Source organism: Flagellimonas spongiicola (genome assembly GCF_023502425.1).
GTDB lineage: Bacteria > Bacteroidota > Bacteroidia > Flavobacteriales > Flavobacteriaceae > Flagellimonas > Flagellimonas spongiicola.
The window spans coordinates 47,630-66,658 of the sequence record NZ_JAMFMA010000004.1; the positions used below are offsets into that span (position 1 = coordinate 47,630).

The window sequence follows — 19,029 nt, forward strand, 5'->3', positions numbered from 1 at the left end:
CTTGTTTTACCAGACTATCGACATATTAGGCACCGTAGCGTTCGCAATTTCCGGCGTATTGGTGGCAATGGAAAAACGACTTGATCTATTCGGGGTATTGATTATTGCCTTTGTCACGGCAATAGGTGGTGGCACCTTGAGGGATTTATTGATTGGGAATACGCCCGTTATTTGGATGCGAGACCTCACTTATGTTACTACTATTTTCATCACCGTGATATTGGGTATCATATTTGTAAATCAGCTCAAATACCTTAGACGATCTCTGTTTTTATTCGACACCATTGGGATAGGACTTTATACGTTGATTGGTATTGAAAAAGGACTGCAAGCTGACCTCTCCCCGGTTATGTGTATTGCCTTAGGAACCATGACGGCTAGTTTTGGTGGTGTTATTAGGGATATGTTGTGTAATGAGATTCCTGTGATTTTCAGAAAGGAAATTTATGCGACTGCATGCATTATAGGTGGTGCTAGTTATTTTTTGTTCCGTGAATTGCCACTAAATGAAAATTATGCCTATTTAGCCGCTATCATTGTGGTCATAGGACTTAGACTTGTTGCCGTAAAATTCGGAATAAGTTTGCCAAATATTTATCGCGAAGAAAGAAATTAGAAGGCCTCTGCACTAAGAATGTAAACACTTTGCCAAGGCCAATCACCATCACCAACATCCACGTTATTAATGGCGTCCACAACATCCATTCCTTCAATTACACGACCAAAAGGCGTATATGAACCGTCTAAATGATATGAACCTGGCTTAGTGACCACTATAAAAAACTCATATGGTGATGCCAGCTTATGTGGATTGTGCCGTTCACTGCTTGGCATTGAAATCGTTCCTCTATGATGTTTATGACCTTTTCGTGTATCTGGCGGTAATAAATACCTGCCTATTTCCCGACGTTTTTTTGGCGTTTCACGATCATCAGAATTACCTCCTTGGATAATAAAGTCCTTTACAACGCGATGAAATTGGGTGTTGTCGAAATATCCTTTTTTGCTGAGATAGATAAAATTGGCCTTATGGTATGGGACATTATCGTACAACTGTATGGTGAAACTGCCCATGCTAGTAGTTAGTCTTACCCTGGTTTCCGTTACTTCCTGCGCATATTGGAAAAAGAAATCAATGGCATTTTCCTCGTTTAAAACAAAAGGCTCCTCTTCTGGCGGTTCTTCGGCCAATACCTCCGTGCTGTCAGTTTTTATGGAATCGAGCACCACTTTATCGGTATTGGAGGTTTCCTTTTCTTTTTTCGGACTGTCACCACATGCGACGATAAAAAATAGTAGTATAATTGTAGCTAATGCCGATGGTTTAGTCAACATGGATTTTAAAGAATTTTACCAACAAGCTTTAAAAATAAAAGATCTGCCTCTTCCCGGTGAAGAATCGCACCATAAAATGTCGCCTGAAATGCGAACCCAATGGCTAAAAGCCAACGATTACCGAAAAAACAATCCCAAGTATGCTGGTGTAATGGCCTTGTTCTATCCAGATGCCATTGCTAAAACTAAATTACTACTGATACTCCGTAAATCGTACCAAGGTGTTCATTCCAATCAAATTGGTTTTCCAGGTGGTAAAGTGGAACAACAGGATAAGGATTTAAAAGAAACAGCACTTAGGGAGACCTATGAAGAGGTTGGTGTGCCGCAATCTGCAGTTGAAGTGGTAAAAGAACTAAGTGAGCTGTACATACCACCAAGCAATTTTGTTGTTAAACCTTATGTTGGTTTTTACGCAGATCCCAATCCATTTGTAATTCAAGAAACCGAAGTTGAGGCATTGGTTGAGGTAAATTTGTCGGATTTTTTAGACAAGAACAATTTAATTGAGGAAACCTTGACGACTTCTTATGCAAAAAGCATCAATGTACCTGCTTATAAATTAAATGGTTATACCGTTTGGGGTGCCACGGCTATGATGATGAGCGAGATTCAAGACCTTTTGGAACAAGTGCTTTAGTGCCGATTTTGTACTTTAGCCGCAATTCAGAACAGATGGGGCTATTCAAAGAAAATCCTTTTGGTCATATCCTATTTCTCAAACGATGGCTTATTCGTATTGCAGGTATGATGACCCATTCCCGCTATAAGGGGTTTAATACTTTAGAAATAGAGGGATCACAAGTTATCAGGGATTTGCCTGATACTAATGTACTTTTCGTAAGTAACCACCAAACATACTTTGCGGATGTAGTGGCAATGTTTCATGTATTCAATGCCAGTTTAAAAGGACGTGACGACTCCATTAAAAACCTTGCATATCTCTGGAATCCCAAATTGAATATCTATTATGTGGCTGCCAAGGAGACGATGAAAAAAAGCTTGTTGACCAAAATTTTGGCTTATGCAGGTTCCATAAGTATTGAACGTACATGGCGAGCAGATGGGCAAAATGTAAATCGCCAGGTTAAATTCAGTGACATTAGTAATATCGCAAAAGCCTTGGATGATGGTTGGGTGATTACGTTTCCCCAAGGTACCACTACACCATGGAAACCGCTTCGGAAAGGTACAGCCCATATTATTAAGAGGTATAAGCCAGTAGTAGTCCCTGTAGTGATAGATGGGTTTAGACGTTCTTTTGATAAGAAAGGGCTACGCGTGAAGAAAAAAGGTATCCTTCAATCCATGCAGATAAAAGCTCCATTGGAAATCGATTACGAGAATGAATCCATAGATTCTATTTTGGAAAAGTTGGAATACGCTATTGAGCAACATCCTTCATTCCTAAAAGTAATCTCCAAGGAGGAATTGGCAGCCTATGAAGCTGACCATCAAAAAAGACGATACAGTTATAAAGGAAATTAAACTTCCAGTTTTTGTAATTCCTGATAATTTCTTCTAAGTTTTCTCGTCAGTAAACCGTAAAGTAAAAAGTAGATACCTCCAAATATAGCGGTTACCACAACCCCAAATATTGCAAACACTGCCATTATAATAAGCTTAATGCGTTCTTCCGACATGCCTTCAAAATTGTCTTCCAATCCTAGGATTTCAATGACATTGTCACTGAAGTAAATGCCAATTACAAGTATCATAAAACTTAACAGGACCATAGAAAGGGAGAAAAACACATAGTGTTTAACCGTTTTTCTGGTGCGAAGGATCTTGGAAGTCAATTTTTTGGCACTGTCCAAAACCGAAATTTCCTTATAGCGTTTGTAAAATTGATAGATAAAATAAAATATCACCACATATTGCAAAATCGAAACCACTAAAATGGCGTTCGTCAACTTAAGGTCGGTGTAAATATCCAAGGAATTGTTCCGCATGGATGGCACCAAATAGAGCAAGTGTGGAATAATAAATTCTATAATGCTGATGTAAAAAATCCATTTTACAATTGATGAGGATTTTTTCCAAATCATGGTATGGATTTCATCGTAGGACAGTTTTGGAAGATGTTCCTCCTTTTTCTGCCAATCCTTTTTCAAAAGTTCCAGTTCATCCATCATAACCTAAGGATTTAATATGGTTCTTAGTTTGTTCTTAACCCGATTCATTTTGACTCGGGCATTTACTTCGGAAATACCCAACGTTTCTGAGATTTCCGAATAGTCTTTGTCTTCCAGATACAGGAAAACCAGCGCTTTGTCGATATCACCTAGCTGCTTGATGGCCTTGTACATTATTTTCAGTTGCTGTTCCTGGGTGTCGTCATACTCATCTGCCTTAATCTTGAAGATGACAGAATCATAGTCCTGGGTCCGTACCTTTTTCTTGGACTTACGATACAAGGTAATGGCTGTGTTCAGAGCTACACGGTACATCCATGTACTGAACTTCGCATCACCACGAAATTTAGGATACGCTTTCCACAACTGAATGGTGATTTCCTGAAAGAGATCGTTATGTGAATCCCTATCATTGGTATAGAGACTACATACTTTATGAACAATATTTTGATTGTTCTCAAGTTCCGTCACAAAACGATGTTCCAGTTCTTTATTCACAAAGGTTGGTTGTTTGCTAATTGGTAGGAATTGGACAGTTTTTGTTACACTATTACCTCAAAAAAATTATTCACGATAGTCCAGAGCTGGCGCTCGGTCGCCCAAGAGAGGAATATATTTAAAATCTTTACCTCTTCGCTCCTCCAACTCTGCTTTGGCTTTCACCACTGTTTCTGGATTTTCAAAAAGTTGAATTGCAGTTAAGGACAGGGTTTTAGCGGCAACCATCATCCCTTTAGTGCCAATGGAAGTACCACCTGCAGCAACAGCTTGCCAGCTATGTGCTGGAGTGCCTGGCACCCAGGTTGCGGCCCCCATACCAGCAGTAGGTACTGCAAAGCTTACATCACCAACGTCAGTTGATCCATAAGCTCTTGCGACCTCTTTGTAGGGCTGTACGTTAAGAACTCTATTTTCGTCCAAAGCATCATATCCCATGCTTTTGGCTATTTTCTCGGCAAATTCTTTTTCTTCATTTGTATAGGTAAATCCACCTACTGTAGAAAGGTTGGTATGCACCATTTTCTGTAATGTGAGGTTGGGTAATAATTCATGCGTTCCTCCTATCATTTCATAATCCATGGTAGTTCCGGTACCTAGGGCGCCACCTTCTGCAGCTTTTACAATACGATCAAAAATATCGATTACCACATCCCGACTGTTATGCCTGGCATAGTAATAAACTTCAGCAAAATTTGGTACTACGTTGGGTGCTTTTCCACCATCTGTAATAACGTAATGGATTCTTGCTTCTTGGGGAATGTGCTCGCGCATCATATTTACCATCATGTTCATCGCCTCAACTCCGTCCAAGGCTGAACGACCACGTTCTGGGGCTCCGGCCGCATGAGCTGAAGTGCCATAATATCGGAATTTGGCAGATTTGTTGGCCAAGGCTGCTCCTGCACTAGCGGCGTTTTGCGATGAGGGGTGCCAATGTAATGCAACATCTACGTCATTGAATAATCCTTCCCTAACCATATATACTTTTCCAGATCCACCTTCTTCCGCTGGACAGCCATAAAAACGTATTGTTCCTTGAGTTTTGGATTTTTTTAGCCAGTTTTTGGCTTCAATTGCCGCTGCTGCGGAAGCGGTTCCAAACAAATGATGGCCGCAAGCGTGTCCGGCTGCTGCATTAGCGGATTTTTTTTCGGGCACCGCCTGTTGCGATAGCCCTGGAAGCGCATCGTATTCGCCCAATATGCCAATTACAGGATAACCACTACCATATTCAGCAATAAATGCAGTTGGAATTCCAGCCACTCCTTTAGTGATGGTAAAGCCTTCATCCGCAAGTGTTTTTTGTAATAATTCGGAACTCTTGTATTCCAAATAGCCCATTTCGGCTAGGTTCCAAATTTCCAATGCAATATCACCGTATTTTTTTGATTTGGAATCCAATGATTTCAAAACAGGTGTATAATCATTTTGTGCAGTGGCAAACGGCATGCAAAGGGTCAAAAACAGACCCATAAGGACAAATTTTTTCATGAGGAGCGTTGTTTTGTTAGTCAAGTTTTAAAGATAGTAAAAAACCAATCGAAACGTGGGCTAACCCTTGTGGATTCCGTAAATTTGCATATATGTCTAGCATGAATATTCCTCAGTCAAGTTTTCCAAGAATTGTTATTATAGGTGGTGGTTTTGGCGGTATTGCCTTAGCTAAAAAATTAGCCAATAAAGATGTGCAGGTTGTATTGCTGGACAAGCACAATTACCATAATTTCCAACCACTTCTTTATCAAGTTTCTACTGGGGGATTGGAACCAGATTCCATAGCCTATCCTATTCGGAAGGTACTTCAAGGATATCCAAATTTTTACTTTAGGTTGGCTGAAGTGGTACAGATTGATCCAAAGCACAAAATTATTTCCTCCTCCATAGGCGATATAAGTTATGACTACCTTGTTGTGGCTACTGGTTCAGAAACCAACTATTTTGGGAATAAAAACATCGAAGAGAACTCGATGGCAATGAAAACCATTCCACAATCATTGAATCTTCGTAGTTTGATTTTGGAAAATTTTGAACAGGCGTTGTTGACCGATGATTTGCATGAACGGGATGCACTAATGAATTTTGTCATTGTTGGCGGTGGTCCTACGGGTGTTGAATTGGCAGGGGCGTTGGCAGAAATCAAAAAAGGAATTTTACCAAAAGACTATCCAGACTTGGATACGAGACGTGCACAAATCAATTTGGTACAAGGCGGGGATCGTTTGCTACCGGCAATGAGTAAAATCGCCTCAAGCAAAGCCGAAAAGTTTTTGGAAAAACTTGGGGTAAACGTTTGGAAGGATATTCGAGTCACGGATTATGATGGAAAGCACATCACTACGGATACAGACATAAGTTTTGAGGCAATAACTTTAGTTTGGGCAGCGGGAGTTCAAGCTGTGCGCATAGAAGGATTGGACGTCGATGAATTGCTGACTAGAGGAAATCGTTTAAAAGTCAATGCGTACAACCAGGTTATTGGACACGAGGCAATTTTTGCTATTGGAGACGTAGCCCAAATGGAGACTGAAGCGTATCCTGAAGGACATCCCATGATGGCCCAACCAGCAATCCAGCAAGGTCAGAATCTGGGGCAAAATTTAGTTCGATTACTAGATGGAAAGCCATTAAGGCCTTTTACTTATAAGGATAAAGGAAGTATGGCTACCGTTGGTAGAAACAAAGCCGTGGCGGACTTGAAAAGAATAAAATTTCAAGGAGTTTTTGCATGGTTTGTCTGGATGTTCGTGCACCTATTTTTCTTGATAGGATTTCGTAATAGGGTAGTTGTTTTTATCAATTGGGTATATAATTATGTCCGATTTGACCGTGAAGCCAGGCTGATTATAAGGCCTTTCAAGAAACAGTATCAAAGTGTCAAAAACAAGGTGGCAGATTCGATTGCCGCAGATTAGTTTTCAGTCATTGATTTTTTGCCTAGGATGATGCATAACCAAAACATCAGAGAGGTACTTCCTATTCACATGCATATAGACTTCCGTTGTTGTAATGCTTTCGTGACCCAACATTTGTTGTATGGCCCTTAAATCAGCTCCGCCCTCCAATAAATGTGTAGCAAATGAATGTCGAAAGGTATGCGGACTAATGTTTTTTTGGAGTCCAGCTTTTTCGGCCAATCGTTTGATAATGGTGAAAATCATGGCTCGAGTCAGTTGCTTTCCTCTTCGATTTAAAAAAAGAAAATCTTCGTGGCCAATAGCAATTGGCATATGTGTTCGCATCTGGTTTTTATAAATGTTCACATATTTGATGGTCATGGGGCCGATAGGTACAAATCTTTGTTTGTTTCCTTTTCCGGTTACTTGGATAAATCCTTCGTCAAAGTATAGATTGGACAATTTGAGATTGATTAATTCTGAAACGCGTAAACCGCAACCGTAAAGTGTCTCAAGAATAGCCCTATTTCTTTCTCCCTCAGCTTTGCTTAAATCGATTTTGGAAATAAGGTTGTCTATTTCATCAAACGAAAGTGTGTCTGGTAGTTTTCTGCCAATTTTAGGGGATTCAATCAAATCCATGGGGTTGTCCTTACGGTAATCTTCAAATATCAAGTAGTTAAAAAAACCCTTCAATCCAGAAATAATCCGTGCTTGGGACCGTGGATTCACTACTTTGGCTAGTTCATAAATAAACTGCTGCAAGTTTTCCTTTTGAATTGACATTGGTGTTATAGCACTATCAAACTCTGAAAGATAATCGGCCAATTTGGTCAAATCCTTGCTGTAGGCAAATATGGAATTGTCTGAAAGACCACGCTCAATTTTCATATAGTGTTGGTAATCTTTGATGGCCTGTTTCCAATTCATGGATTAAAGATAAAGACTAATCCATAGATGCACTTCCTCTATTCGTCAACTCAAAAGGTACATTGGTCAATTGTGTCGGTCAAAAGACGGGCTTTCGAGATATTTTGTGGTCAAGTTCTTGTAAAGTAAAGTTGGCATTTATAATTGGTTTCTAGTATTGTTTTTTATGAAATCCCATACTAGAATTGTTTCAACGGCGTTTTAGCTATTCACATAGCTTTAACAAACATGAGAAGTACAATACTAGTTGCAATTGCCTTTTTTACATTGATGTTTACTGCGAATGCTCAAGACCGAAGTAATTTCAAAGCCGGTTTTAGCGCAGGAATCCCGGTTGGTGATGCCGCCGATATTTCAAGTTTTAGTATCGGTTTTGATGTCAACTATCACTGGGGCGTATCTGAGCTATTGGATGTTGGTGTAGTTACTGGATTCATTAATGCGTTTGGGGATACAATGCCAGATCAAACAGAGTTTGAAGATGTTCAGTTTATTCCTGTTGCTGGCTCATTGCGCATTTATCCAACGTATCATTTCAAATTTGGAGGTGATGTAGGGTATGCCATTGGTGTCAATGATGGTAATGAAGGAGGCCTTTTCTACAGACCTGTTGTTGGCTACAATATTACAGGGAATACTGAGCTCAATGTTTCGTATACCGCGGTAAGCAATGATGGAACTTTTTCCATTGCAACCGTTGGCATTTTGTTCTTGTTTTAATAGCGACAGGAACCTTCAACCTTAGGTGAAAGCGGTTAGGGTAGGTGATTCCGGGAAATCCGGTTTGAACGTACCTAATGGTTTATTAGAACCATAAATAATAACCGTAAATACATTCAAAATGAAAAAAGTATGTTTTGTTTTCACCTTAAGCTTTCTATTCGCAACCGTAGCTTTAGCCCAGACTAACTATCGTGCAGCCTTAGGTTTAGGTGTTGATGCCTTTGGTCAAGCCACCTTCTTTGGTGCAACAGGTAAATATTTCTTTTCCGATCATCATGTTGGACAGGCCGATCTAGGGTTTGAAGATGGTGGTACTATTATTACTGTTTTATATTCTTATCACAAAGCTATTGTAGGTAGCAGGAACCAATTCCGATGGTATGCTGGTGCTGGCCCAAGTATAGTTTTGGTTGATGGAACAGACAATGTCTTTGCCTTACGTCCACATTTAGGATTGGATTTTAAACCTGGCGGTGTTCCATTTGTCGTAAATTTTGATTGGCGACCCGCATTGGTGTTGAGCGAAAGCGGAGATGGGGAAGCTGCTGCCTTCGGATTTGGCCTTCAATTTACCTTATGACCTAATTCCAATTATGTTTAGATATAGAAAGCAGGGATTTCCCTGCTTTTTCTTTTGAAGAGATATTGTACTTTTAGGGGCATGAAACTAATGATCATCAACGGGCCCAATTTAAATCTGCTTGGTAAAAGAGAACCGGAAGTTTATGGAAACACGACCTTCGAGACCTATTTCTCTGAACTAAAAAAACGATTTCCCGATATTGAATTTGATTATTTCCAATCGAATATTGAAGGCGAATTGATTAGTAAAATCCAAGAAGTGGGCTTTAGTTACGATGGAATTGTTTTGAATGCTGCATCATATACCCATACTTCTGTAGGAATTGGGGATGCTGTAAAAGCTGTTACCACCCCAGTTGTTGAAGTACACATTTCCAATACGCACCAAAGGGAGGATTTTAGACATGTTTCCTATATCTCCTCAGGAGCAAAAGGTGTTATCTTAGGTTTTGGGTTGCAGAGTTATGATTTAGCCATCCAAAGTTTTTTATAGGCTAAGCTTTAAATAAAAAACTACGCATTACCCTTTAAATACTTCTTATCCGCATAAAAAGTGCCGAAGGGTAGGAGAGAGGCAACAAAAAGAATGATAAATCGCTTGATGCCCCATTTCTTTTCCCAACAAATCACCAAGGCCAATACCATATAAAGTATGAATAAGCCTCCATGTGCATAACCGACGTATTGATTGGGTTCAAAAATTTGAGCCCAATACTTTAGTGGCATGGTTATTCCAAAAAGCAATAGATAAGAGATGCCTTCCAATATGGCGGTAAGTCTAAAAGCGTTTAGCATGTACTATAGGTGAATTACTTCATCATATGCATCAGCAACCGCCTCCATTACTGCTTCACTCATAGTAGGATGAGGATGTACCGCTTTTAGGATTTCATGACCTGTAGTTTCCAATTTACGGGCAACAACAGCTTCCGCTATCATGTCGGTTACACCAACACCAATCATATGACAACCTAGCCACTCTCCATATTTAGCATCAAATATGACTTTAACAAAACCATCAGGAGTTCCAGAAGCTTTCGCTTTTCCACTGGCTGAAAATGGGAATTTACCGACTTTTAGGTCATAGCCTTGATCCTTGGCCTGCTGTTCCGTTAAACCTACGGACGCTACTTCAGGAATACAATAGGTGCATCCTGGGATATTACCATAATCAAGGGCTTCAACATGCATTCCAGCTATTTTTTCCACGCAAAGAATACCTTCGGCTGATGCAACGTGAGCAAGTGCTTGTCCAGGAGTAACATCACCAATAGCATAGTAACCAGGAATGTTGGTCTGATAATAGTCATTGACCAGAATCTTGTCGCGATCCACCGCAATTCCTACATCTTCCAACCCAATATTCTCAATATTCGTTTTGATTCCAACTGCAGATAATACTACATCCGCTTCAAGGATTTCTTCACCCTTTGCGGTTTTCACGGTAGCTTTTACACCTTCTCCAGAAGTGTCTACATTTGTCACTTCTGCCGAAGTTTTTATTTTAATCCCGTTTTTCTTGAAGTTTCTTTCCAACTGCTTGGAAACATCGGCATCTTCCACAGGAACTATATTTGGCAAGTATTCTACTATGGTCACCTCCGTACCCATGGAATTGTAGAAATAAGCAAACTCTACCCCAATGGCACCACTACCAACGACTATCATTTTTTTAGGTTGCTTTTCCAAGGACATCGCTTCACGATAGCCGATTACTTTTTTACCATCTTGTGGTAGACTAGGTAATTCTCTACTTCTGGCACCAGTTGCTATAATGATGTGATCCGCTGTATACTCGGCAGTATTTCCATGCTCTCCTTTAACCAATACTTTTTTACCTGGCTGAACCTTCCCAAATCCATTGAGTACCTCGATTTTGTTCTTTTTCATCAAAAATTGGACTCCCTTGCTCATTCCGTCAGCAACCCCGCGACTTCTTTGAACCACGGCGCCAAAATCATGTTCCACTTTTTTGGCACTCAGTCCGTAGTCTTCCGCATGTTTCAAGTATTCAAAAACTTGGGCCGACTTCAACAGGGCTTTTGTTGGGATACATCCCCAATTTAGACACACACCACCAAGATTTTCCTTTTCTACAATGGCTGTTTTGAATCCCAATTGTGAAGCACGAATGGCCGTTACATATCCACCGGGACCACTACCCAAAACAATAACATCGAAGTTGCTCATCAGTATTTGAATTTAATTGATAAAAGGTTAAAATTTGCCTATTATAAGGCAGGTGCAAAAGTACGCAATTAGATGGCCAAAAACCAAGTTTTCGGATTGCGGAATAGTGATATCGAAAAATGAGGGGATTCCTTTATCCGAACATTCTTTTGTTAAAGGCCTCGGACTCACCTTTTGGTATGGAAAGCGACTGCCAATCCGCTCCAAGAATCATTTTACCAATAAATACAATTTGCCCTACATGGCTGGGGTAATGCGCCAGTTGGCGATTGACCGCTTCAACAACACTGTGTTCTTCATTTCTAATTTTAACCTTTTGGTCAAAATTGGATGCATTAATCTGGTCTAAGGCTTCAAAAAGACAGTTCCAACCCTTTTCCCACGCTTTCAGCATTTCATCTTTGGATGCATACGGCGCTTCAAATTCAGTATCGCGATGGCGCCAAGATTTCTCACCGTCTTCGGTCAAAAAATTAGTCCAGCGACTTAGCATGTTACCCACAATGTGTTTAACGATAATGGCAACGGAATTATCTTCCTCGGTATATTTCCAATGGATGTCTTCTTCTGAGAGTTGGGCAAAGGTTTTTTCACCCATAGTCTTATACCGGTGAAATTCCTTTTTTACATTGGACAAATAATGTTCGATAAAATTCATTGGTTCTCTTCAGGGTTAAATCCGATACTTACAGAATTGATACAATAGCGTTGGCCAGTGGTTTCTTGGGGGCCATCGTTGAAAACATGCCCCAAATGACTTCCACAATTGGCGCATAAGGTTTCTGTTCGTATCATACCATGACTTGTATCACGAATATACTCTATTGCACCTTCAACCGCCTGGTCAAAAGAAGGCCAGCCACATCCACTTTCAAATTTATTCTGACTTTCAAATAATTTAGCATTGCAGGCCTTGCAGTGGTAATCCCCATTTTCAAAATGAAGATTGTAGCGTCCTGTAAAAGGTCGTTCCGTACCTTTCCTTCTCAACACGTGAAATTCTTCAGGAGAAAGTTCATTGCGCCATTCATCCTCCGATTTGTTTATCGCATATTTGTCGTCCATGTGTTTTTTCGGTTTTGAATTTGAAGTTAAGCATATCGGAATAAGCGGAAAGCAGCAATGTTATGGATTGCCATCTGGAATAAAATCCAAAGCCACACCATTAATGCAATGACGTTTTCCTGTTGTATTTCTTGGCCCGTCATTAAAAACATGACCTAGGTGTCCGCCGCAGGTAGCACAATGTTCTTCAGTTCTGGGATATCCAATTTTATAATCTACATCATAGGCGATATTACCTTCAATTTCCTGATCAAAACTAGGCCATCCAGTGCCAGAGTTGAATTTGTTTTCACTTCGGAATAGGGGCGTAGCGCAAGCGGCACAAACGTATGTCCCTTTTTCCTTATTATCCAACAAGTCACTGGTGAACGCATTTTCCGTAGAAGCTTTTCGAAGTACATAGAACTCCATGTCAGTAAGTTCTGCTCGCCACTCGGCTTCTGTTTTGGTAATTGGATATACTTCTTCTTTTTGCGCCAAATCCTTATCTTCTTGAGATACACCTTTGCATCCCACTATGACAAACAAAAAGGCAATTAGCAATTTTTTTCCCATTTCTTTTTCTAGGTAGACGTACAATATGTTAATTCCTTTCATTTTGAGCTAAAAAAAAAGTCCTATTGCATTGCAATAGGACTCTAAGTTAAGGCTTTATGGTTTTATTGGAGTTCCAATTTTTTGATTCCATCTTCTCCTATGCCCAATACATCCATCACATTGGAAAGTTTTGATGTATCCAGTTTGGAAGAATTTGCAAAAACACTTGGTACGATAACAATCCTAAAGGACTGATTATCCGTAAATCCAACATCAAGTGCGGAAAGGTCAAAATTACCGTCAATGAATAGTTCCACATCCACAAAAGTGTGAGCCGCCACATATTGAATGCTCCCTTCTGGTAAAAAGAAACTTTGTGGTATCTGACTCCAGACATCTGCAGTACTTCCATCATTTAAATCTACAGTATTATCAAAACGATATACCAGCACGGCATCGGATTCAAATACCTCGAAATTCGTGATATCCGCAAAAGAGATCAAGGTGTTGTATATATTTCCAGTAACATCATAGTTAAAGTTTACACCATCAACTTCTATTACCTGGCCTTGGATACCATCTTGGCCATCTAAACCATCAAGTCCATCGAGTCCGTCAAAGCCGGGAGGACCTACAGGGCCTTCACATGCGGCCACTAAAAAGAGTAAACATATACCTAGAATTGTATTGAATTTTGTCATGATTTTGGAATTTTGATTTGCGTTCATTTGTATTCTTTAGGGTTAAAAATCAAAAAGCGTTCCATTTTTTTGTAAGCCAATAATTTTTGTGTTCAAAAACACAAAATCATAGAATTGGATAAAAGATGTGTAATATTGTATTTGCTAAACCTTAACATATGTCCAAAGTCATTGCCCATAGCCTTTTCAGCGATTTTGATATCAATTTGTTTAAATCAGGAAAACACTTTCGGTTATATGATAAATTAGGCTCACATCTTATGGAAAAAGATGGAGTCAAGGGTACCTATTTCTCTGTTTGGGCGCCTTCAGCAAAGTCGGTTTCCGTTGTGGGCGATTTTAATTACTGGGACGGAAAAGATCACGAGCTAAATGTTCGATGGGATGAAAGCGGAATATGGGAAGGGTTTATTCCAGGAGTGGAAAAAGGTTCGAAATACAAATACAAAATTCATTCCAATAACAATGATATCTGGACGGAAAAAGCGGACCCCTTCGCACGTTATTGCGAACAGCCACCCAATACGGCTTCTGTAGTTTGGGATGCTGATTATTCTTGGGAGGATAGCAAATGGATTGCTGGAAGAGAAGCGCACAATGCGTTGGATAAACCGTATTCGGTTTATGAGGTGCATTTGGGGTCATGGAAGAAAAAGAATGGTTGGGAATTCCTTACTTACACCGAAATGGCGGATGAATTGGTGAACTATGTGGCCGATATGGGATTCTCCCATGTGGAGTTTATGCCGATTATGGAGTACCCGTTTGACCCAAGTTGGGGATACCAATTGACAGGATATTTTGCCCCAACTTCAAGATTTGGAACCCCAGAGGAATTTAAAATTCTTGTCGATAAATTCCATCAAAAAGGCATCGGTGTTATTTTGGATTGGGTACCATCCCATTTTCCTGAGGATGCTCATGGTCTTGGATTTTTTGACGGTTCCCACTTATATGAACATCCAGACAGAAGGAGAGGGTATCATCCGGATTGGAAAAGCTTGATTTTCAATTATGGAAGAAATGAGGTTAGAGCATTTTTGATCAGTAATGCCATTTTTTGGTTGGATCAATTTCATGTGGATGGACTCCGGGTAGATGCTGTGGCTTCGATGCTTTATTTGGACTATTCACGTGAGGATGGGGAATGGGAACCCAATATGTATGGTAATAATGAAAACTTGGAAGCCATGTCATTTCTGCGCGAGATGAACACTGAGGTTTATGCCAGCTTCAAAGGTGTTCAGACCATTGCAGAAGAGTCTACAGCATTTACAGGTGTTTCTAAACCTGTGGATCTTGGCGGGCTTGGATTTGGTATGAAATGGATGATGGGCTGGATGCACGATACATTGGAGTTTTTCAAAAAGGAACCTATTCACCGATCTTATGATCTCAACAAGATTACTTTCAGCATGACCTATGCGTTTACAGAGAATTTTATGCTTCCTTTTTCACATGATGAAGTGGTGTATGGTAAAAACTCGCTCTTGTATCGTATGCCTGGCGATGAATGGCAACGTTTCGCCAATTTGAGGTTGCTTTATGGCTATATGTTTACCCATCCAGGGGCAAACTTACTTTTTATGGGAGGTGAATTTGGACAGTCCTCAGAATGGAATTTTCAAGAAAGTTTAGATTGGCATTTGACCCAATACGATTATCATTCAGGGATACAGGAGGTAATTAAGGATCTGAACAAACTCTATAAAACGCATCCAGCTTTGTTTGAAAAACAATTTAGTCCTGAAGGTTTTCAGTGGATAGAACATAATGATCAGGAAAACTCAGTGATTTCATACATCAGAAAGGGGAATGACCCCAAGGATGATTTGATTGTTGTATGTAACTTCACGCCTGTACCAAGGGAGAATTATCGATTGGGAGTTCCAAAAACATCCCAGCTAAAGTTGCAGTTCAATAGTGATGACGCAAAATATTCCGGCAGTGGAATTGGAAAGAAAACCATAAAACCCTCAGCAAAGGAATGGAACGGACAGTCGCAATCAGTTTTAATGAATTTGCCTCCCTTGGGAGTCTTGGTTTATAAGTAAAAAACGGACTCAAACGTTATAGTTAACTGCTGTTCACAACATCTTTTTAATTTCTCGCGCTAAAGTCTTTCTTTTGTTCGTTACATAACCCATCAGCGATGATTACCAACACTGAAATAGAAAAAAGAGGGAATCAATATCCCAATCATATAGTTGATTTTAAGCAGGAGAATGACAAGCTCTATTTTACCTCGCAAAATGGGGTAATTCTTGAAATCACAATACTTAGAGATAGTGCAATTCGATTCAGGTATGCCACAGAGCATGTTTTTGAACCCGACTTTTCATATGCCATAAGCGATGATGTAAGCTTGGGATATAATGAATTGGAGGTCAAGGATGAGATTCCAGAATTTGTAATTACCACATCCAAAGTGAAGATTTATGTCCAAAAGTCAAATCTCAAGGTCCAAATTGTTGATTTGGAAGATACCGTAATTCTGGATGATGAATTAGGGTTTCATTGGGAAGAAAACTACGATTACGGTGGAAACATCGTAAAAATGGGCAAAGTCTGTCATACCGGAGAAAGTTATTACGGTATGGGGGACAAAGCTTCTCATACCAATTTAAAAGGAAAAAGAGTCAATAATTGGGTGACGGACTCCTATGCTTATGGAAAGGATCAGGAGCCATTGTACAAGTCAATTCCTTTTTATGTTGGGCTAAAGGAGAATATTGCCTATGGGGTTTTCTTTGATAACTCGTTCAGCACCTATTTTGATTTTGCACATGAGAAACGCAACGTAACCAGTTTCTGGGCCGATGGTGGAGAGATGAATTATTACTTTTTCTACGGCCCAAAAATGAGTCAAGTCGTAGAGGCATATACAGATTTGACCGGAGTTCCAGAATTACCGCCCTTATGGGCCCTGGGTTTCCATCAATCCAAATGGAGCTACTATCCTGAGAAAAAAGTAAAAAGCATTACTTCCACATTTAGAAAATTAAAGATTCCTTGTGATGCCATTTATTTGGATATCGATTACATGGAAGGGTTTCGATGTTTTACTTGGGATAACAAGAGATTTCCCAACCCCAAGAAAATGATTGAAGAATTGGAGGAGGATGGTTTTAAGACCATAACCATGATTGATCCAGGTATCAAGATTGATCGAGATTATTGGGTGTATCAACAGGCAATGGACAATGGTTTTTTCTGTAGAAGAGCCGATGGACCTCATTTTAAAGGGAAGGTTTGGCCTGGGGAATGTAAATTTCCTGATTTCACGGATCCAGAAGTCCGCGAATGGTGGGCGGGACTATACAAAGAAATGATTGCCGACCTAGGGGTTAACGGGGTATGGAACGATATGAATGAACCTGCGATCATGGAAGTTCCGACTAAAACCGCAAACTTGGATGTTCGCCACGATTATGATGGTCATCCATGTAGTCATAGAAAAGCACATAATGTCTATGGCATGCAGATGGTAAGAGCCACGTACAATGGTGTAAAGAAATTCATGTTCCCAAAAAGACCTTTTGTTTTGACAAGGGCAGCTTACGCGGGTACGCAACGATACTGTGCTACTTGGACTGGAGATAACGTAGCTACTTGGGAACATCTTTGGATTGCCAATGTACAGATGCAACGCATGTGTATGAGCGGATATTCCTTTGTAGGCTCTGATATTGGTGGGTTTGCGGAGCAACCCAATGGCGAATTATTTGCACGCTGGATGCAATTGGCAATATTCCATCCCTTCTGTCGTGTGCATTCAAGTGGTGATCATGGAGATCAAGAACCATGGTCGTTTGGCGATGAGATTACGGATATAGTTCGAAAGTATATTGAGTTGCGCTATCAGTTTTTACCCTATCTATATACCATGTTTTATAGGTATATCAAAGAAGGTTTCCCTATGCTACAGTCCTTGGTGTTTTATGATCAAGAAGATACCCAGACCCATTTTAGAACTGACGAGTTCTTATTTGGAGAGCAAATGTTGGTTTGCCCAGTTCAAGAGCCAAATGCCCAAGGAAGACGTATGTATTTCCCTAAAGGGAATTGGTACAACTATTGGACCAAAGAAGTGGTATCCGGAGGGGTTGAGAAATGGGTGGCGGCCGATATTCAGAAGATTCCTTTATTTATAAAGGAAGGCGCAATGATTCCTAAATATCCAGTACAGCAATACATTGGTGAGATTGAAGTAGAGCAATTGGAAATGGAGGTGTATTTTAAGGAAGGTATAGAAATTTCAAGGGTATACGAAGATCAACAAGATGGGTATGACTATAAAAAAGGCAGGTTCAGTCTAAGAAGGTTCCGTTTGCGAGGTAAGGAAAACGAATTGATTATTCAGCAGTTCAAGGATGGGAATTTCATTACCTCCTATGAAACCATAAAACTGTGTTTCCATGGACTTCCATTTAAAATCAGCGAGGTGGAATTGGATAATGAAAAAGTGAACCTAGATGACATTAAATTGAACGGTAATAACAGTATAGAAGTCAGTAAGGATTTTACAGAGCTGCACCTTTTTGGAAAATAATTTTTTGTAATTTCCCTAGACTAAACACTATTAACAATTATGAAAAAGTTTATTCTAACATTGGCGGTTTTTCTGGCAGTAGTAGCCTGCAAGGTGAATCCGTTCACAGGGAAAAGTACGCTTAATTTTTACCCGAATAGCCAGATATTTCCAATGGCTTTTGCCCAGTATGACCAGTTTTTGAATGAAAACAAAGTAATTACGGGTACGTCCGATGCGGAAATGATAACCAAGGTAGGGCAGCGGATTGCCACTGCAGCTGAAAGATGGTTGGATGCCAACGGTCATCCAGGGTATTTGAAAGACTACAAATGGGAATACAATTTGGTAAACGATGAAACAGTTAACGCATGGTGTATGCCAGGGGGTAAGATTGTTTTCTATACGGGAATACTGCCCATTACCCAGACTGAAACTGGAGTTGCCGTAGTTATGGGGCATGAGGTGGCCCATGCACTTGCTGATCATGGTGCACAACGTATGAGTGCAGGAATGCTTCAGCAAATTGGTGCTGTTGCAGGGAATGTTGCCATCAAGGACGAGGAAACAAGAAATACCTTTAATCAGGCATACGGCTTAGGCTCAACGGTAGGTTTAATGTTGCCATTTAGTAGAAGTCATGAGACGGAAGCGGATAGAATTGGACTTCAAATTATGGCGATAGCAGGGTATAATCCTGATGAGGCTGCCGCACTTTGGCGACGTATGAAAGCAAAGGCAGGAGGTCAAGCTCCTCCAGAATTTTTAAGTACTCATCCATCAAACGATACTAGAATCAACAATTTGACCGCTTGGGCACCAGCCGCCAAGCAAGAGGCAGCCAAGTTTGGGGTGACTTCATTTAAATAAACAAATTGACCAAAAAGTAACCGATGCCGTTTGCT

21 protein-coding genes are annotated in these 19,029 nt (G+C 40.2%); 10 read left to right on the forward strand and 11 right to left on the reverse strand.

Going from position 1 to position 19,029, the window contains the following annotated elements; translation table 11 throughout:
* The first annotated feature begins 1 nt into the window (after nucleotide 1).
* Nucleotides 2-616: a trimeric intracellular cation channel family protein gene (locus M3P19_RS15040; RefSeq protein WP_249658518.1), complete on the forward strand. Its 615-nt coding sequence runs from the start codon at nucleotides 2-4 to the stop codon at nucleotides 614-616.
* On the opposite strand, the gene M3P19_RS15045 is transcribed toward M3P19_RS15040, so the two are convergent.
* On the reverse strand, nucleotides 613-1,335 hold the full coding sequence (locus tag M3P19_RS15045) for a peptidylprolyl isomerase (RefSeq protein ID WP_249658519.1): 723 nt from the start codon (nucleotides 1,333-1,335) through the stop codon (nucleotides 613-615). The two genes, M3P19_RS15040 and M3P19_RS15045, sit on opposite strands and share 4 nt — an antisense overlap.
* Between M3P19_RS15045 and M3P19_RS15050 the strand changes: the two genes are divergently transcribed.
* Complete coding sequence (locus tag M3P19_RS15050; protein ID WP_249658520.1) at nucleotides 1,334-1,975, forward strand: NUDIX hydrolase; 642 nt, start codon at nucleotides 1,334-1,336, stop codon at nucleotides 1,973-1,975. The two genes, M3P19_RS15045 and M3P19_RS15050, sit on opposite strands and share 2 nt — an antisense overlap.
* A gap of 35 nt (nucleotides 1,976-2,010) precedes the next feature.
* Complete coding sequence (locus tag M3P19_RS15055; protein WP_249658521.1) at nucleotides 2,011-2,823, forward strand: lysophospholipid acyltransferase family protein; 813 nt, start codon at nucleotides 2,011-2,013, stop codon at nucleotides 2,821-2,823.
* Here M3P19_RS15055 and M3P19_RS15060 read toward each other — a convergent pair.
* The 3 genes from M3P19_RS15060 to M3P19_RS15070 all read right to left on the reverse strand — a co-directional run bounded on the left by M3P19_RS15060 (nucleotide 2,820) and on the right by M3P19_RS15070 (nucleotide 5,462).
* The gene (locus M3P19_RS15060) at nucleotides 2,820-3,470 is read right to left on the reverse strand and encodes a hypothetical protein (RefSeq protein ID WP_249658522.1); all 651 of its coding nucleotides are present in this window, start codon (nucleotides 3,468-3,470) and stop codon (nucleotides 2,820-2,822) included. The genes M3P19_RS15055 and M3P19_RS15060 overlap by 4 nt on opposite strands.
* A gap of 3 nt (nucleotides 3,471-3,473) precedes the next feature.
* Nucleotides 3,474-3,968 (reverse strand): RNA polymerase sigma factor, encoded by a 495-nt coding sequence (locus M3P19_RS15065; protein WP_249658523.1) that lies wholly within the window; start codon nucleotides 3,966-3,968, stop codon nucleotides 3,474-3,476.
* A 66-nt stretch (nucleotides 3,969-4,034) separates the two neighbouring features.
* Entirely contained in the window at nucleotides 4,035-5,462 is a 1,428-nt protein-coding gene (locus tag M3P19_RS15070) for an amidohydrolase (RefSeq protein ID WP_249658524.1), read from the reverse strand.
* Between the two features lie 101 nt (nucleotides 5,463-5,563).
* Between M3P19_RS15070 and M3P19_RS15075 the strand changes: the two genes are divergently transcribed.
* The gene (locus tag M3P19_RS15075; RefSeq protein ID WP_249658746.1) at nucleotides 5,564-6,883 is read left to right on the forward strand and encodes an NAD(P)/FAD-dependent oxidoreductase; all 1,320 of its coding nucleotides are present in this window, start codon (nucleotides 5,564-5,566) and stop codon (nucleotides 6,881-6,883) included.
* A gap of 3 nt (nucleotides 6,884-6,886) precedes the next feature.
* Here M3P19_RS15075 and xerD read toward each other — a convergent pair whose 3' ends face one another.
* Nucleotides 6,887-7,795, reverse strand: a complete 909-nt coding sequence (gene xerD / locus M3P19_RS15080; RefSeq protein WP_249658525.1) for a site-specific tyrosine recombinase XerD — start codon at nucleotides 7,793-7,795, stop codon at nucleotides 6,887-6,889.
* 228 nt (nucleotides 7,796-8,023) lie between these two features.
* On the opposite strand from xerD, the gene M3P19_RS15085 reads away from it, so the two are divergent.
* The 3 genes from M3P19_RS15085 (at nucleotide 8,024) to aroQ (ending at nucleotide 9,593) form a co-directional block, all read left to right on the forward strand.
* Nucleotides 8,024-8,515, forward strand: a complete 492-nt coding sequence (locus M3P19_RS15085; protein WP_249658526.1) for a hypothetical protein — start codon at nucleotides 8,024-8,026, stop codon at nucleotides 8,513-8,515.
* Nucleotides 8,516-8,636: 121 nt separating this feature from the next.
* Nucleotides 8,637-9,098 (forward strand): hypothetical protein, encoded by a 462-nt coding sequence (locus tag M3P19_RS15090; RefSeq protein WP_249658527.1) that lies wholly within the window; start codon nucleotides 8,637-8,639, stop codon nucleotides 9,096-9,098.
* Between the two features lie 81 nt (nucleotides 9,099-9,179).
* Nucleotides 9,180-9,593 carry a type II 3-dehydroquinate dehydratase gene (aroQ, locus tag M3P19_RS15095; protein WP_249658528.1) on the forward strand — a complete coding sequence of 138 codons (414 nt, stop codon included), beginning with the start codon at nucleotides 9,180-9,182 and terminating at the stop codon, nucleotides 9,591-9,593.
* A 20-nt stretch (nucleotides 9,594-9,613) separates the two neighbouring features.
* Here aroQ and M3P19_RS15100 read toward each other — a convergent pair whose 3' ends face one another.
* From M3P19_RS15100 to M3P19_RS15125, 6 genes are all read right to left on the reverse strand, one after another.
* A complete protein-coding gene (locus tag M3P19_RS15100) occupies nucleotides 9,614-9,895 on the reverse strand; it encodes a DUF3817 domain-containing protein (protein WP_249658529.1) in 282 nt (93 codons plus the stop codon).
* Between the two features lie 3 nt (nucleotides 9,896-9,898).
* Entirely contained in the window at nucleotides 9,899-11,290 is a 1,392-nt protein-coding gene (lpdA, locus tag M3P19_RS15105; protein ID WP_249658530.1) for a dihydrolipoyl dehydrogenase, read from the reverse strand.
* A 133-nt stretch (nucleotides 11,291-11,423) separates the two neighbouring features.
* Nucleotides 11,424-11,948 (reverse strand): DUF1572 domain-containing protein, encoded by a 525-nt coding sequence (locus M3P19_RS15110; protein WP_249658531.1) that lies wholly within the window; start codon nucleotides 11,946-11,948, stop codon nucleotides 11,424-11,426.
* Nucleotides 11,945-12,355: a peptide-methionine (R)-S-oxide reductase MsrB gene (gene msrB / locus M3P19_RS15115; protein WP_249658532.1), complete on the reverse strand. Its 411-nt coding sequence runs from the start codon at nucleotides 12,353-12,355 to the stop codon at nucleotides 11,945-11,947. The genes M3P19_RS15110 and msrB (M3P19_RS15115) overlap by 4 nt, the downstream gene beginning before the upstream one ends.
* 60 nt (nucleotides 12,356-12,415) lie before the next feature.
* On the reverse strand, nucleotides 12,416-12,910 hold the full coding sequence (gene msrB / locus M3P19_RS15120) for a peptide-methionine (R)-S-oxide reductase MsrB (RefSeq protein WP_249658533.1): 495 nt from the start codon (nucleotides 12,908-12,910) through the stop codon (nucleotides 12,416-12,418).
* 104 nt (nucleotides 12,911-13,014) lie between these two features.
* Nucleotides 13,015-13,593 (reverse strand): collagen-like protein, encoded by a 579-nt coding sequence (locus M3P19_RS15125; protein WP_249658534.1) that lies wholly within the window; start codon nucleotides 13,591-13,593, stop codon nucleotides 13,015-13,017.
* A 158-nt stretch (nucleotides 13,594-13,751) separates the two neighbouring features.
* On the opposite strand from M3P19_RS15125, the gene glgB reads away from it, so the two are divergent.
* From glgB to M3P19_RS15140, 3 genes are all read left to right on the forward strand, one after another.
* Nucleotides 13,752-15,647, forward strand: a complete 1,896-nt coding sequence (gene glgB / locus M3P19_RS15130; RefSeq protein WP_249658535.1) for a 1,4-alpha-glucan branching protein GlgB — start codon at nucleotides 13,752-13,754, stop codon at nucleotides 15,645-15,647.
* Between the two features lie 98 nt (nucleotides 15,648-15,745).
* Nucleotides 15,746-18,145, forward strand: coding sequence for a glycoside hydrolase family 31 protein (locus M3P19_RS15135; RefSeq protein WP_249658536.1), 2,400 nt, complete (start codon nucleotides 15,746-15,748; stop codon nucleotides 18,143-18,145).
* A gap of 39 nt (nucleotides 18,146-18,184) precedes the next feature.
* On the forward strand, nucleotides 18,185-18,994 hold the full coding sequence (locus M3P19_RS15140) for a M48 family metallopeptidase (protein WP_249658537.1): 810 nt from the start codon (nucleotides 18,185-18,187) through the stop codon (nucleotides 18,992-18,994).
* The last annotated feature ends 35 nt before the right edge of the window (nucleotides 18,995-19,029 follow it).